General features: G+C 59.0%; 10 protein-coding genes and 2 pseudogenes. 8 read left to right on the top strand and 4 right to left on the bottom strand.

Going from position 1 to position 14,993, the window contains the following annotated elements; genetic code table 11:
* The first annotated feature begins 163 nt into the window (after positions 1-163).
* The 4 genes and pseudogenes from AK81_RS09085 (at position 164) to AK81_RS09065 (ending at position 5,823) form a co-directional block, all read left to right on the top strand.
* A complete protein-coding gene (locus AK81_RS09085; RefSeq protein WP_043198417.1) occupies positions 164-1,033 on the top strand; it encodes an AraC family transcriptional regulator in 870 nt (289 codons plus the stop codon).
* Between the two features lie 136 nt (positions 1,034-1,169).
* Positions 1,170-2,026 (top strand): IS5 family transposase gene (locus tag AK81_RS28045; protein ID WP_154100751.1). Its coding sequence is split into 2 segments (ribosomal slippage): positions 1,170-1,511 and positions 1,514-2,026, totalling 855 coding nucleotides; the frame shifts between segments, so codons are not numbered across the junction.
* A gap of 669 nt (positions 2,027-2,695) precedes the next feature.
* The gene (locus AK81_RS09070) at positions 2,696-4,093 is read left to right on the top strand and encodes a hypothetical protein (RefSeq protein ID WP_043198411.1); all 1,398 of its coding nucleotides are present in this window, start codon (positions 2,696-2,698) and stop codon (positions 4,091-4,093) included.
* A gap of 293 nt (positions 4,094-4,386) precedes the next feature.
* Positions 4,387-5,823: pseudogene (locus AK81_RS09065) on the top strand (IS1182 family transposase).
* Positions 5,824-6,201: 378 nt separating this feature from the next.
* Here AK81_RS09065 and AK81_RS09060 read toward each other — a convergent pair.
* Positions 6,202-7,289, bottom strand: a pseudogene (locus AK81_RS09060) (tyrosine-type recombinase/integrase).
* An 80-nt stretch (positions 7,290-7,369) separates the two neighbouring features.
* On the opposite strand from AK81_RS09060, the gene dusA reads away from it, so the two are divergent.
* The 3 genes from dusA to AK81_RS09045 all read left to right on the top strand — a co-directional run bounded on the left by dusA (position 7,370) and on the right by AK81_RS09045 (position 11,729).
* Positions 7,370-8,380 (top strand): tRNA dihydrouridine(20/20a) synthase DusA, encoded by a 1,011-nt coding sequence (gene dusA / locus AK81_RS09055; protein ID WP_043198409.1) that lies wholly within the window; start codon positions 7,370-7,372, stop codon positions 8,378-8,380.
* Positions 8,381-8,744: 364 nt separating this feature from the next.
* A complete protein-coding gene (tal, locus tag AK81_RS09050; RefSeq protein ID WP_043198408.1) occupies positions 8,745-9,671 on the top strand; it encodes a transaldolase in 927 nt (308 codons plus the stop codon).
* A gap of 219 nt (positions 9,672-9,890) precedes the next feature.
* Positions 9,891-11,729 carry an alkaline phosphatase D family protein gene (locus AK81_RS09045; protein ID WP_430297949.1) on the top strand — a complete coding sequence of 613 codons (1,839 nt, stop codon included), beginning with the start codon at positions 9,891-9,893 and terminating at the stop codon, positions 11,727-11,729.
* A 130-nt stretch (positions 11,730-11,859) separates the two neighbouring features.
* Here AK81_RS09045 and rssC read toward each other — a convergent pair whose 3' ends face one another.
* Both rssC and rssB read right to left on the bottom strand, forming a co-directional pair.
* Positions 11,860-12,342: an anti-sigma factor antagonist RssC gene (rssC, locus tag AK81_RS09040; protein WP_016500715.1), complete on the bottom strand. Its 483-nt coding sequence runs from the start codon at positions 12,340-12,342 to the stop codon at positions 11,860-11,862.
* The gene (gene rssB / locus AK81_RS09035; RefSeq protein ID WP_043198537.1) at positions 12,339-13,520 is read right to left on the bottom strand and encodes a two-component system response regulator RssB; all 1,182 of its coding nucleotides are present in this window, start codon (positions 13,518-13,520) and stop codon (positions 12,339-12,341) included. The genes rssC and rssB overlap by 4 nt, the downstream gene beginning before the upstream one ends.
* Before the next feature lie 281 nt (positions 13,521-13,801).
* Here rssB and AK81_RS09030 point away from each other — a divergent pair, with 281 nt between their 5' ends.
* Complete coding sequence (locus tag AK81_RS09030) at positions 13,802-14,101, top strand: PilZ domain-containing protein (protein WP_043198405.1); 300 nt, start codon at positions 13,802-13,804, stop codon at positions 14,099-14,101.
* 33 nt (positions 14,102-14,134) lie between these two features.
* On the opposite strand, the gene AK81_RS09025 is transcribed toward AK81_RS09030, so the two are convergent.
* On the bottom strand, positions 14,135-14,842 hold the full coding sequence (locus AK81_RS09025) for an MlaA family lipoprotein (RefSeq protein ID WP_043198404.1): 708 nt from the start codon (positions 14,840-14,842) through the stop codon (positions 14,135-14,137).
* Positions 14,843-14,993: the final 151 nt, after the last annotated feature.

Raw genomic sequence — 14,993 nt, 5'->3', positions numbered from 1 at the left:
TAGACCAAAGCCCCCGGCACCACCACGCCGGGGGACCGTGTCCATAATGAGTTCACTGCGCGTAAAGGGTTGAGAAATCTCCAACAGAGCAATCACGGCTAGGCACCTGGATGCCTGAACAACGGATGCTAGCGCTCACCGCACCTTCCAGAGACTCCGCTCGTTGACTGACTCTCAGCACAGCCATAACTACGCAAAACGGTTCGAAACCGTGCGTGCCTACATCGACAGCCACCTTGAAGGTGACCTGTCGGTGAATGCCTTGAGCCGCATCGCCAACTTCTCGGCGTTTCACTTCCATCGGCAGTTCACGGCATACATGGGCGTTCCGGTTTCACGGTATGTGCAGCTGATGAGGCTTCGACGTGCGGCGCACCAACTGGTCGCCTCGCCCGTAACGCCCGTGCTGGAAGCCGCACTCGGTGCCGGCTTCGAAAGCCCCGAAGCCTTTTCCAGGGCGTTCAAGCGTGCGTTCGGCATGGCGCCGAGCGTGTTCGCCAAGGCGCCGAACTGGCAGGCCTGGAGTGCGGTATTCGTTGTTCCACACCTTTCCAGGAGTATCACCATGCAGATCCGTATCGTGGATTTCGCCGAAACCCGCGTCGCCGCGCTCGAACACCGAGGGGCGCCCAGCCTGGTCGGTGAAAGCGTCGCGCGTTTCCGCCAATGGCGCATAACCAGCGGCCAGTCGCCGGTGGCCAGCAGCCGCACGTTCGGCATCCCCTACGACAACCCCGACACCACCCCACCCGACGCCTTTCGCTTCGCCGTTTGTGGGGAGATGGACGAGGCTGTGCAGCCCAATGAGTTCGGCGTGCATGAACGGGTTATACCGGCGGGGCGTTGTGCCGTGATTCGGCATAGCGGCTCGCCTGACTACATCGGCGAAACCATTTACCCGCTTTACCGGGACTGGCTGCCGTCTAGCAACGAAGAACTGCGCGACCATCCGTTGTTCTTCCATTACCTGAGCGCGTATCCGGAAACGCCGCTGGAGCAGTGGCAAACGGATATCTATGTGCCGCTGAAGTAGGCCGGGAGCTGTATGCCATGGCCTGCTCGTTTGCTGCACCCTAGTCTCTGTACGAAATCCCGAGAAACCCAATCGGCGCCCTTCGTAAGCTGGAATTCTGTAGGGTTCCCGGCCATCTACGGAAAGGAATTCTGTGATGGCAAAGCGTTACGAACTCTCGGATGAGGCCTGGACTGTGGTCGCCGATCTCTTCACTGAAACCCATGGTCGGGGGCGGCCCCGCCTGAGCGACCGCCTGATGCTCGATGGCGTGCTCTGGGTACTCTGCTCGGGCGCTGCGTGGCGAGATATGCCGGAACGCTTCGGCCCATGGTCAACGGTGTATCAACGGTTCCGGGGTTGGCGAAACCACGGCACATTCGATCAGATGCTCAAACGCTTGCACTTGAGATTGAATGAGCAAGGCTTGATCGATTTGCAAACCTGGATGATCGACTCAACTGCTGTACGCGCAACCCGAGCCTCATCTGGCGCCGGGAAAAAAGGGGGCCTGACGAGCCTGCCGATCACGCTCTAGGTCGCAGTCGCGGTGGACTGACCACCAAGATCCACATGCTCTGCGACGCTAACGGGACACCGCTGCGTTTTCTCCTCTCTGGCGGTCAAGCCAGTGACATTAGCTACGCCCAGCCACTGCTGGACGACGTCAGCATTCCATCAAGCCAACGAGGTCGTCCGCGCAAGCGCTGCAAATGGCTGCTTGCCGACAAAGGCTACGACGCCGAAGCGCTTCGCCGCTACTGCGACCAATATCGAATGCAGCCCGTCATCCCGCTGCGCTCAATGAAACGCAAACCCAAGCCCGGCTTACCCAGACTGTTTGATCTGCCCAAATACCGACAGCGCAACATCATCGAGCGCATGTTTGGCTGGCTGATAGAGAATCGCCGCATCGTGACACGCTTCGACAAGCTCGCGAAAAGTTATGCCGCTATGGTCTCGCTGGCTTGTTCCATGCGGTGTTTGCGACATCTCTTTTCGTACAGAGCCTAGTGTGGTGTTTCAGAAGTACCTTTGAAAATTACGTGCCCAAAGCCCGTGCCGCACGGGCGACGGAGGCCAGGGTGTCCTCGGCTTTTTTGTGGATTTTCACGGAATGTTGGGGAGTGGGGCTGCTATGTGCTTGACGGGAGATAGGGTGATGGGGGCCATCGAGCGCCGCCCGCGCGGCGCATCGCGAGCTACGCTCGCTCCTACATCCGTTTCGGGCCAGTCACGCCTGTGCCAGCGCGCGCGACCGCCTTGTTTGTCCGACACAATATCGCGTCGTGCCAACAAGGCGGTCGCGCGCAAATGCCACAGGCCTCACTGGCCCGAAACAAATGTAGGAGCGAGCGTAGCTCGCGATGCGCCGCGCGGGCGGCGCTCGATCTGATAGGCGCCGAAAATGCCAAGCCAGGCACGTGGTGGTCCCGAATACAAGCTCCAGGCATTCACAACCCCCCTGAAAAAGCCGAGGACACCCTGGCCTCCATCGCCCGTGGGGCACGTAATTTTCAAAGGTACTTCTGAAACACCACACTAGCATTTCTGACAGTTGTATTGCTGCATCGGTTACTCGATAGTTTATAGCGCTCTCGCCACATCAAGTAAGCGTAATCACCGCGTGCTTGACCTCGCGCCTGGCCTCGCTCATCACCTAAAGCAAAGGAGCCTATGAACATGCCTTTAATCAAAAATACAGTTGTTGCGGACTTCAGTGCACCTCAAGGGTTGTTCAAGTTTTCCTTGGGCCGGCAGTTAAGCTCCACGCCTGGCCACGGAACGAGTTTCAGCCCGGCCATTGTCAAACACCTTAGAAGACTCGGCGGTGTACGCGCGCGCGTATGGATTGAATTTGATCAAGCGTACGATTTGAAAGAACGGGAACCCAGGTACAGCAACCTCGGCCAGTACCTTGAGCGCTGGCGCGACCTAAGCAATCGGTTACTTTTAAACTGGCGAAGTAATTATGAGCATGTCCTCAAGGGCGAAATTTCCGTGGATGAAATGCGTAGTCTGCAGGTTGAGATGATGGCGTATTACAAAGCGCTTTGCCCTACGATCGAGTGGGTCGAGGCCGAGAATGAGCCTTCTTCGAGCATGGTCGAGTACTACACCAGGTACCAGTTCATTACGAGTGTTGTAAACGAAGTGAATGCCCGAAACCTGCCAGGCCCAAGCATGGGAATTGGCGGGCCTACCATCAACACGTTCGACGAGGAGAAGTTATGGACTTTTCTGAACTGCTACAGGGATGACAATACAAGCGATAAACGGTTGGACTTCATCGCTTACCATCAGTATCTCTTTGGACGCTCTGACGACCCTTTAGAGAATAAAGACTTCCCAGCGATGGTCAAGCACGAAAGAGACACCCTTGAAAACATGCTGAAAGAATACAGCTTGGAGCATATACCTGCCTTCGTGTCGGAAACCGGTTTTTTCCCCATAGACCGGGCTTCGTCGCGCGGCTTCAATTATGACCTTCATATTCAAGCGGCCGGCATGGCGGCCATGGACTATTTCTACGTTCAACAATCGAGAATAATTCCTTTTCACTGGACTGTCATACACCCGGACAACGGTCGAAAAAATTACTTTGCTAATCAGGCATCTGACGGAATCGCCAAGCCCGACCTGCTCGGCGATGTAAAAGACGGCACACCCCGTCCGTTTTATTTGCTGTCGCTGATGCAAACCCTATTACCGAATATGCGGTTTTATTCATCTACCCATCTCTGTGAACGAGGGTTGGGTGTAGGGACACTCGCGGGCGGGGACCATAACAAGGTGGCTGTGCTGAGCTGGAACTATCAGTGGTCGCATGACGTCACCCACGATATACAACTGGAAATGGTAGGTTTGCCCGAAGCCTTCAAGCGTAATAAGGTTCGCGTGCTGCGCTACCGTATCGCGCCTGACAAACACCACGGATCACTTGACGATATGAAAGTTGAGGATGACCTGCAAGGCCCACTGAGCAGTGGGTCGTACAGCCACCGCGCATTGCACGAACCCAATGCTGTTCGCTTGACGCTGCTGTCTGTAGTCACTGATTCGGACGGCGCCATTGGGTGACCTGCCAAAACGCCGAAGCCTCCGAAAACATAAACGTTTTCGGAGGCCAAAAAAATAATAGTACGCGAGATCTAGTCAAGCCCTAGCGACAACCCTCCAAGGGCGAGTTCCAATTCCATTATGGCAACTTCCACATCATTGAATCGCTCCGGGTTTCGTAGACACCTCCAAGCCTCATAATGAGGCTTGGAGGTGCCATGTGAATGACCAACGGGCAGCTATGGGTCCAGGCTGTGTGAAAACGCCTGCGATTGTCTAACCTTCTGATCGTCGAGATCGTGGCGGGGACGATCATGAAGCGATTCATTGGAGGTGAGGCTCGGACGCAAGTCACGTTGCTGCCGGAGTGCCTGGACGATTACATCACCGAAGAAAACCCAGTTCGGGTAGTTGACGTTTTCGTCGATGAACTCGACCTTGGAACACTCGGGTTCGACGGTGTCGACCCTGCGGCAACGGGTCGTCCGGCGTACCATCCAGCAGTGCTGCTAAAAATATACCTCTATGGCTAGCTCAATCGGATTCAGTCCAGCCGCCGGCTTGAGCGTGAGGCAGAGCGTAAAGTCGAGTTGATGTGGCTAACGGGCCGATTGGCGCCTGACTTCAAAACGATTGCCGACTTTCGCAAAGACAACGGTAAAGCCATTCGCAGCGTCTGCCGACAGTTCGTAGTGCTTTGCCGCAAGCTCAATCTCTTCTCCCAATCGATCATCGCCATCGACGGCAGCAAATTCAAAGCCGTGAATAACCGTGACCGCAATTTCACTTAAGGCAAAGTGAAGGCGCGCATGCAGCAGATCGAGCAAAGCATCGATCGCTATCTAGCGGCAATGGATTCAGCGGATCGAGCAGCGCCGGAAGTGGCCGAGGCCAAGACTGAGCGGTTGAAGGAAAAAATCGAAAATCTGAAACAGCAGATGCAAAAACTCAAGGACACCGAGGCGCAGCTTCAAGCCAGTCCGGATCAGCAAATCTCCCTTACCGATCCAGATGCCCGCTCAATGGCCACAAGCGGCCGAGGCTCCGGCACCGTTGGCTACAACGTACAAACAGCAGTCGACGACAACCACCATCTGATCATCGCCCATGAGGTGACCAACGTTGGTAATGATCGTGGGCAACTGAGCAATATGGCTAACCAGGCACGTGAAGAAATCGGTGCTGAGTTGCTGACGGTGGTCGCTGATCGAGGCTATTACAAAGGCCCGGAAATCCTTGCTTGCGAGCAGGCTGGCATCACCACTTTTGTACCGAAACCACTGACATCGAGCAGCAAAGCGGAAGGCCGATTCGGCAAGCAGGACTTCATCTATATGGCTGCATCGGACGAATATCGATGCCCTGCGGGCCAGTTGCTGACGCGCCGGCACTCCTCGGTGGAAGACGGCATGCTACTGCACTGCTATTGGTTTTCAGGATGCCAGAATTGCTCCATGCAGAAGCAGTGTACGACCGGTAAAGAGCGGCGAATAAAGCGCTGGGAGCATGAAGCAGTAGTTGAAGGCGTGCAGTTCCGACTGGAGCAAGATCCGGGGAAGATGAAAGTTCGCCGTCAGACGGTGGAGCATCCCTTTGGCACGCTCAAATTCTGGATGGGAAGTACCCACTTCCTGACCAAAACCCTGCCGAGGGTAAGCACCGAGATGAGCCTTCATGTGCTTGCATACAACCTCAAACGAATGATGAGCATCTTCGGCATCGCAGGGCTACTTGAGGCGATCAGGGCGTAAATTCCGCCGTTTATTGGCCCGCTAACAGCCATATAGGCCGCTGACGCGGCCCATATGGCATTACAAACGCCTTTTTCGCTGAGTAGGACTATTCGCGCTTTCGCCTGCTGATTTCACGGGCAATCCGCGCGACTCTCAGTTTTTGATGTATTTAATGCGTTTTCACACAGCCTGGGTCGAAAGCGGCCACCCTGCCAGTCGGATCGACCCAAAGCGGTGTTACGCGCACAGTAGATCATGGCCGCTTCGGGCTGATCAAACCATCCATTGGACTAATCAGGTTCGGTGCAATCGCATCGTCAAACAAGTGCAAGTTACGCTCAATTCTGCGCATCCCCCAAACAACTAATCAACTCGGGCGCCTAGGGTGACTGACGCCTAGATAATCCGTTCTAACCAACTCCACTCCAGGTATCTATCCCCACGCCCCCTCAGATGGGTGTAACGCCGCAGCGAGTTCCAGTCACGATTACCGGAAACACTCGATACGCGCGGGATATCCCAATCCATTTCGAACAACCGGCTCACACCTTCGTGGCGCAGATCGTGAAAATGCAGGTCCTCCACGCCAACCATCTTGCATACCCTGGACCAGGCCGTGCCGATTGAATCAGTGTTGTAAGGGAAGATCTCAGTGCACTGACGCGGCATGCTTTGCACAATCGCCCACGCCTCATCCGGCAGATGGCACCACACGTCGTTGCCGATCTTCTGTCCGGGGTTCTTCATGTCCCGCACTTTCACCGCTTGGCGGTGCTCATCCAGATCCTCCCACATGATGCGAGCGATCTCTTCCATACGGCGTGTAGAAAAGATGGCAAACGCCACAACCTTAGGCATGTGAATCACTGTCGGACGCCGTGCAAGCATCTCGAAAAAATGCTCGAGCACGTTGTCGAGTTCTTCGAGCGTTGGCCGGCGATCCCGCTCCCGGCTTTTCATGTTGTAGCCGAGGCGCTTCAGGACAAGGCGTGCGTCGGCATGGCTTGGGGGTTGATCTCGTACTCCCACGCTGCTCTAGCAAGTGACAACACTGAACCCAGGTGAGCCAGATCATTACCGGCTGTCTGCGGTTTGATTCCACCGCCGTCAGGGCTCATGCGCAATAGGGCATAGTCCACCAGCACCTGCTGGCTGATGTCGGAGTCGACCATTTCACCGAGGTAGCTGTTTTTGATGGCGTTCAGCGTCCGTCGCTTGGTCTCGCCCAGAGGCCGGGCTTTCTCTGCCTCCACCAGGTAACGGTCGATCATCTGCTTGACCGTATGCCCTACCCGGTTGGCGCGCTCGATAGCACCAGGCGCAGCCAACTCGATTTCCCGTCGCTTCGCCCAGGCCACCGCAGCCTGTTTGCGGGCGAACGTTTGGCTCTCTTGGTAGACTGTCACCTTGTCGCGATCAATGCGGATCTGGACGAGGTAGCTGGTGCTGCCATCGGCCTTTTTACGCGTTCTGATCGTTGCCACCTGACACTGGTACACGTCCTTTGTCGGTTGGTACATTCGCCCCAACCCCCCGAATATTGGTACAAAACACGTTGAACGAAATGACCGCAAAATCAGGCTACAAACCAGCAACCACGCGTCCTGAGCCGTCACGCCGCTTCAGCGTTGCACCCATGATGGATTGGACAGACCGCCACTGCCGCTTCTTCCTGCGCCTGCTCTCCAAACAAACCCTGCTCTACACCGAAATGGTCACCACCGGTGCCCTGCTGCACAACGACGCCCACCGTTTCCTGCGCCACGATGCCTCCGAGCACCCGCTGGCCCTGCAACTGGGCGGTAGCGTGCCTGCAGACCTGGCCGCCTGCGCGCGCCTGGCGGAGGAAGCGGGCTACGACGAGGTGAACCTCAACGTCGGCTGCCCGAGCGACCGGGTGCAGAACAACATGATCGGCGCTTGCCTGATGGCTCACCCGGCGCTGGTGGCCGATTGCGTGAAGGCCATGCGTGATGCGGTGTCGACGGCGGTGACGGTGAAGCACCGCATCGGCATCAACGGCCGCGACAGCTATGCCGAACTGTGCGACTTCGTCGGGCAGGTGCGCGAGGCTGGGTGCCGGAGTTTTACCGTGCATGCGCGCATCGCGATTCTGGAAGGGCTGTCGCCGAAGGAAAACCGCGAAGTTCCGCCGCTGCGCTATGACGTGGCGGCGCAGCTGAAGGCGGACTTCCCGGACCTGGAAATCGTGCTCAATGGCGGGATCAAGACCCTGGACGAATGCCGGGCACACCTTGAAACCTTCGATGGCGTGATGCTGGGGCGTGAGGCGTATCACAACCCTTACCTGCTGGCCGAGGTGGACCAGCAGCTGTTTGGCAGCGATGCGCCGGTGGTCAGCCGTAGCGAGGCGCTGGCGCAGTTGCGGCCTTATATCGTGGCGCACATGGAAAGTGGTGGCGCGATGCACCACGTTACCCGGCATATTCTGGGGCTGGCTCAAGGGTTCAAGGGGGCGCGGCGCTTCCGTCAGTTACTGTCGGCGGACATTCACAAGGCGGCCGAGCCGTTGGCGGTGTTTGACCAGGCGGTGGAGTTGTTGCAGGGGCGGTGATCCAGCTGCACGGGCGCAATGGCCGGCAAATCTGGCCTCACAGGCTGCCGGCAAGGTACAGGCATTTGCAAGTCTCTGTGGGAGCGGGCAAGCCCGCGAAGCAGGCAACACAATGAATGGCACCGGCTTCGCCGGTGTTCGCGGGCACGCCCGCTCCCACAATGATCGTGCAAAATTGAACATTATGCGTCGACCAGTTGCGTCCACAGCGGCCCGCGCAGGCAGATGCGGAACCTCATGGCGGCCTGGCACTCGAATCTTCACGTCTCGCACCGCCATTCGCGGGCAAGCCCGCTTCTACACCCCTTGAGCGGCTGTCGGGGCTCGGGTAATGTCGAGTAAATGCACAGGACAGAGCACGCCCATGACTTCCAAGCTGGAACAACTCAAGCAGTTCACCACCGTGGTCGCCGACACCGGGGACCTGGACGCCATCACCCGGCTGAAGCCGGTCGATGCCACCACCAACCCGTCGCTGCTGCTCAAGGCTGCTGCCATCCCGGGCTACGCCGACCTGCTCAAGCAGGTGAAGGCCGATGCCAAGGGCGATGTCGACCTGGCCTGCGACAAGTTCGCGGTGGCCGTGGGTTCGGGCATCCTCAAGGTCATTCCGGGGCGTATCTCCACCGAGGTGGATGCTCGCCTGTCGTTCGATGAGCCGGCGCTGCTGAACAAAGCCCGCCAGCTGATCGAGTTGTATGACGCAGCCGGGGTCTCCAAAGACCGCGTACTGATCAAGCTGGCCTCCACTTGGGAAGGTATCCGTGCTGCCGAGCAGCTGGAGAAGGAAGGCATCCAGACCAACCTCACCCTGCTGTTCTCCTTCGCCCAGGCCCAGGCCTGTGCCGATGCCGGGGTGTTCCTGATTTCGCCGTTCGTGGGCCGTATCTACGACTGGTACAAGAAGAGCACCGGCACGGATTACGTGGGCGCCGAAGACCCTGGCGTGCAGTCGGTAACGCGCATCTACGACTACTACAAGGCCAATGGCTACAATACCGTGGTCATGGGCGCCAGCTTCCGCAACATCGGCCAGATCGAGCAACTGGCCGGCTGCGACCGCCTCACCATCAGCCCTGAACTGTTGCAGCAGTTGAGCGATGACCAGGGTGAACTGCCGCGCGTGCTCAAGCCGGGCAATGCCGGCGAGGCCAAGCAGCAGCTGAATGAAAGCCAGTTCCGCTGGGCAATGAACGAAGATGCCATGGGCACCGAGAAGCTGGCCGAGGGTATTCGCCAGTTTGCACGGGATCAGGAGAAACTGGAGAAGTTGATGGCTGAAAAAGCCTGATACATATCGGATTTGCCTGACGGGCGGGAAGTGTTCAGCATTTTCCGCCCGTTTTTGTTTGCTATCGTTTCCGCGCCAGGCTTTAGCATTTTCTTGAATCCAAGGGCCCTTTCGCGGGCAAGCCCGCTCCCACAGGTAAAGTGCAGCCCTTGAGTGCAGTGCCGCACCTGTGGGAGCGGGCTTGCCCGCGAAGGGGTCGACTAGCCTTCAGAGCTGTTGATGACCCCATCCTTGCCCCTTGTACTCGCCGGCCCGGTACTGCGCCGCCTGGAACCCCAGCGCCTGGCCATCTGGCTGGTCGCGCCCCAACCGCTGCAACCCGAATTCATCTTCCCGGCAAGCGAGGCCAAGGTGGATTGCCAGGTCGTCCCGGTCGGCCAGCACGCCTTCATCCACCTGCTGGAAATCCACTTCGCCAATCCCCTGCCCTGCAACCAGCAGCTCGACTACGACCTGCTGATCAACGGCCAGGGCATCGCAAGCTGGGCACCGCACCTGCTCTACCCCGGCACCCAGCGCCCAAACCTGGTGCTGCGCGACCGTCTCGACCACTTGCTGCACGGCTCTTGCCGCAAGCCGCACCACCCCGCTGCCGATGGCCTGCTGTGTGCCGACCGCCTGCTGCAGGCCTGCGAGCAGCCTGAAGACCGCCCGGCCGTGCTACTGATGACCGGCGACCAGGTGTACGCCGATGATGTCGCCGGCCCGATGCTGCGTGCTATCCATAGCCTGATTGAGCGCCTGGGCCTGTTTCACGAGCAACTGGATGGCGCCGTGGTCGCCGACAGCCAGGCGCTGTACCAGCACCCGGCCAGCTACTACCACCGCGCCGACCTGCTGCCGGCGCAGGAAACCAACGACACTTTGCGCGAGCGGTTTTTTGGCGGCAAGCGCAAACCGATCTTCTCGTCCAGCAACGCCGACAACCACCTGGTGACCTTCGCCGAGGTCATGGCCATGTACCTGCTGGTTTGGTCACCCGTGCCTTGGCAGTTGGCGGACATGGCGATGCCCAGCGGGCTGACCGATCAGCGCCAGGCCCGTTATCGACAGGAGCTGCCGCTTATCCAGGGGTTTGCCGGGAACCTTGGCCAGGTGGCGCGGGTGATGGCCCACCTGCCCTGCCTGATGATCTTCGACGACCACGACATCACCGACGACTGGAACCTTTCGGCACAGTGGGAAGAAACCGCCTACGGCCACCCCTTCTCGCGGCGGATCATCGGCAATGCCCTGCTCGGCTACCTGCTGTGTCAGGCCTGGGGCAACGACCCGGACAGCTGCAAGCCACTGGTCAATCAATGCCAGGCACTGTGTAGCCAGACCCGCGATGAACTGATCGGCGAACTGCTGCGCTTTCAGGGCTGGCAATTCAGCCTGCCGACAAACCCACCCTTGCTGGTGCTGGACACCCGTACCCGCCGCTGGCGTAGCGAAAGCAACCTGGCCAAGCCGTCCGGCCTGCTCGACTGGGAAGCGCTTAGCGAGTTGCAGCAAGCCCTGCTCGACCACCCGTCAGCGGTCATCGTCTCGCCTGCGCCGATTTTTGGCGTGAAGCTGATCGAGACCGTGCAGAAGGTGTTCAGCTGGCTGGGCTACCCGCTGTTGGTGGATGCCGAAAACTGGATGGCCCACCGGGGTGCGGCGCAGGTCATCCTCAACATCTTCCGCCACTCGCGCACGCCGGGGCACTACGTGGTGCTGTCCGGGGATGTGCACTACTCGTTCGTCTATGAAGTGCTGATCCGCCACCGCCAGCGCAGCCCGCATTTGTGGCAGGTGACCAGCAGCGGGATCAAGAACGAGTTCCCCCGCCGCCTGCTGGATGTGCTCGACCGGCTCAACCGCTGGCTGTATGCGCCGCGCTCGCCGCTCAACTGGTTTACCAAGCGCCGGGAGATGGAGGTGGTGCCGCGTACGCCCAGCCACAGCAAGGCCGGGGAGCGTTTGTGGAATGGCGCAGGGTTGGGGCAGGTGTTCTTTGATGAACAGGGGCGGCCGATGCGGGTGTATCAGCTGGATGCGGGTGGGGGTGAGGCTACCGAGTTTATTGGCTGAGTGGAGTCTTCAGCCTGTGCCGGCCTCTTCGCGGGTAAACCCGCTCCCACAGGAATCGTGGGCCTTTCAGACCTGTGCAGAACCCTGTGGGAGCGGGTTTACCCGCGAAAGGGCCGGCACAGGTTAAGGATCAGGTCCGCTCCAGCGCATTGACCAGGTCATGGAAGGCTTCGCGGTTGGAGTCGTTCAGGCCCATGAGGATCTTGTGCGCCTCCAGCACCTTGGAGCGCACCACCTCTTCGTTCTGGTCCTGCGACGGCAGGTCGGTCAGGCACTCGGGGCACGGGATCGGGCGATCGACGATGTTGAACACCTGATCGAAGCCCATCGACTGCAACAACCGGGAAATGTCCGGGTTGGTGGTGACCACGGTTGGCAACAGGCCTACCTTCTGCCGCGACAGGATCGACAGCTTGGCCAGCAGGCCCAGGGTGGTGCTGTCGATGCTCTCGGTTTCGGTCAGGTCGATGACAATCGCCGAGAAGTTCAACGCCGTGAATATCTTCTCGATCGTTGCATCCAGCGCCGAACACAGGGTCAGGCGCACTTCACCGACGAACTTCAGTACGAAGGTGCCACTCTGCTCGGCGAACTGGATTCTACCGGTACTCATTGAAGGTTCCTGCTCAACACCAATAGGGCGATATCATCCGGCATATCCCCAAGCGTAGCTAATCCGAATCGTTGACGCAGCCCATCCAGGCTGCCACCTGCTGCCTTGACGATCTCCGGCAAGGCAGCCTCTTTATCTTTGAGCGTGTCACCCGGCAAAAGGTCCAGAATGCCATCGGACATCAGGCTGAGGCTGAACTGCGGTGGCAGCTCCACCACCAGGTCCTGGTAGGTCGCCTCGTCGAACAGCCCCACTGGCAGGCCACGGCCTTCCAGGTAGCGGGTGTGCCCGGGGGTATGCAGCACCGGCAGCGGCAAGTGGCCACCCACGGCGTAGGTCAACAGGCCAGCCTCTTCGTCGATCACCCCGCCGACCATGGTCACGTGCTTGCCCAGCTTGCTATTGATCAGGCCGCGGTTGATGTGGCTGAGCACTTCGGACGGTTTGAACTCGCGCATCTTGCTGCGCTTGAGCTCAAACATGAGCCGCGTGGTCATGAATTTCAACAGCACGGTGACAAAGGCCGACGACGCGCCATGCCCGGAAACATCCGCGAGGTAGAAGGCAATGCGCCGCTCGTCCACGCGGAAGTAATCGACAAAATCACCCGACAGGTACAACGACGGGATGATTTGATGCTCGAAGGCGAACTCGCCAGCCACCCAGGGGCTTTCCGGCAGCATGTTCATCTGCACCTGGCGACCAGCGGTCTGGTCCTCCTGCAGCAGGTGCAGGCTGGCTTCCAGTTCGCGGTTGGCCGTTTCGAGCTTGTCGCGGTAGCGCTGGTTTTCCAGCACCAGGCGCGAGCGGTCGAGGGCACGGCGCACCGAATGCTCAAGGACGGCCAGATCTTCCAGCGGCTTGATCAGGTAGTCGGCGGCGCCCAGGCGCAAGGCTTCCACCGCATCACTCATGACGCCGGCACCGGACACCACGATCACCGGCAACTGCGGCGCACGCTCGCTGACCTGACGGATCAGTTCGAGGCCGCCCATCTGCGGCATGCGCAGATCGCAGATCACAAGGTCGGGCTGGTGTTCTTCGAAGACCTGAAGCCCCTGCTGGCCATTACCGGCCTGGAGGACGCTGAAGCCACTGTCTTCAAGATAGGCGGCGAGGCTCGCACGGACCACGTCGTCGTCATCGATAATCAGCAGCGTTGCACTGGTTTTCTGCATGTGGGCGAACGGCGCCGATTTGGGTTGGTGCAGCGGTGTCGGCAAAGCAGACGGCCAGCTACGGGAATTCTTTGTGGTCACACTCTACTTGAGTTGTAGGACAAGAACACCTGCCCGGCAACTGTCTGGCAACTGTGAGAGCTACCTTGTAAGGCGCAGACGGTACTCCCATCCGCCAAGCGTTTCAAGCATGCAAGGGTCGACCTCGCCGCTCTTTACAGGGCAAATCACCGGGAGTTATAAGAAAGTCGACCAGCGCAACCCGATGGGAAGGATGCAGCATGCCTCACACGCCCTCCAGCCACAGCGAAAAACGCGATTTCATCCGCATGCGCATCGACACCGAGGTCAGCCTGCTGCATGAAGGCCAGGTGATCGCAGCCGTGTGCCTGGACCTGTCCAGCGGCGGCATGCAGGTGCAGGCACCGCAGCGCTTCCAGGTAGGGGATAATATTGAAGTGCGGATCGATTCCGACCATCCGGCGCTGAAAGGGCTGCATACCAGCACCGAAGTGGTGTGGATTGCCGATCAGCCGGGCGGGCAGCAGAAGTTCGGGCTGCGCATTCTGGCCATGCATTGAACCTGGGGCCGCTCGGCGGCCCCAGGTTACAGATCAGAAGTCGTCTTCGACTTCGCCATCCTTGACCTTGAACTCGCGGTTCTGCAGGTAGGCGTTACGAATGAAGATGTACTTGTCACCCTGAATCAGCTTCTCGGCAGACAGCAGGTCGGCACGGGTGTCGATCACGTCCAGGGCAAAGATCGAATTGCGCGTCGGCACATGGTCGATGTAGCGGTAAGGCTTGGTGTAGCTGTCCGGGTACTTGGCCACGCCGTCACGCACCGTGCTTGGCCCCAGCAGCGGGATGACCACGTACGGGCCGCTCGGCACACCCCAGTAGCCCAGGGTCTGGCCAAAGTCTTCATCGTTGCGCTGCAGGCCCATCTTGGTGCCCACGTCGAAGAAACCGCCCAGGCCGAAGGTGGTGTTTACGATCAGCCGCGCAGTATCCACGCCCGCCGCATGAGGCTTGAGCTGCAGCACGTTGTTGGCCAGGTTGGTCACATCACCGACGTTGCGGAAGATGTTGTGGATGCCATCTTCAAGAAACTGCGGAGTGACCGCCTGGTAGCCCTTGGCCAACGGCTTGAGGGCATACGTGTCGAGGGTATCGTTGAAACGGAAGATCGGGCGGTTGACCGCTTCCCAGGGATCTTCCTCGGTGGCTGCCTGGGTGGCTGCCACGGGCGCCAGCAGCATGCTGGCGCAGACACAGGCCTGGGTGACTCGTTCGATCACACTGGCACCGATCCTACGCATAGATGTCTCTCCATCGAATTTCTCGGCCGCAAACGCAACGGATCGCGCTGCTGGTAAGGCGGCAGTATAGAGGCTTGCGGCCTGATAAACAGCTTTACACATGTTTGCTCAATATTTTGTGAACAACTGTTGCAGGGGCCCTGATGTCACA

Origin of the sequence: Pseudomonas putida W15Oct28, from assembly GCF_000708715.2 — a bacterium.
Classification (GTDB): Bacteria; Pseudomonadota; Gammaproteobacteria; order Pseudomonadales; family Pseudomonadaceae; genus Aquipseudomonas; species Aquipseudomonas putida_R.
This window is presented reverse-complemented; position numbering and strand designations above follow the sequence as displayed.